Below are 300 nucleotides of genomic sequence, written 5' to 3' on the forward strand. Positions count from 1 at the left end.
TTGGTGCGCGATCCGGACGTGCTGCAGGCCCGCACCAAGACCGACAAGGACATCTTCTACAACTCCGAGGGCGGCCTGCCGCGGGCGGAGCGCGAACTGGCGGCCACCGCCACCTCGCGTTTAAACGGCTGTATCTACTGCGCCTCGGTCCATTCCCGCTTCGCCACCGTGCATTCCAAGCGCGGCGACGACGTGCAGCGGCTGCTGGACGAGGGCGTCGGCGCCGATCTCGGCGAGCGCTGGAACGCCATCGTCGCCGCCTCGGTGGCGCTGACCGAGACGCCGGCTTCGTTCGGAGTG

1 protein-coding gene is annotated in these 300 nt (G+C 69.0%); it reads left to right on the top strand.

The annotated features are described in order from the left end of the window. The coding region (locus tag FFK22_RS42500; RefSeq protein WP_143957076.1) for a peroxidase-related enzyme at nucleotides 1-300 on the top strand (300 nt) is incomplete at both ends.

Origin of the sequence: Mycobacterium sp. KBS0706, from assembly GCF_005938675.2 — a bacterium.
GTDB lineage: Bacteria > Pseudomonadota > Alphaproteobacteria > DSM-16000 > Inquilinaceae > Inquilinus.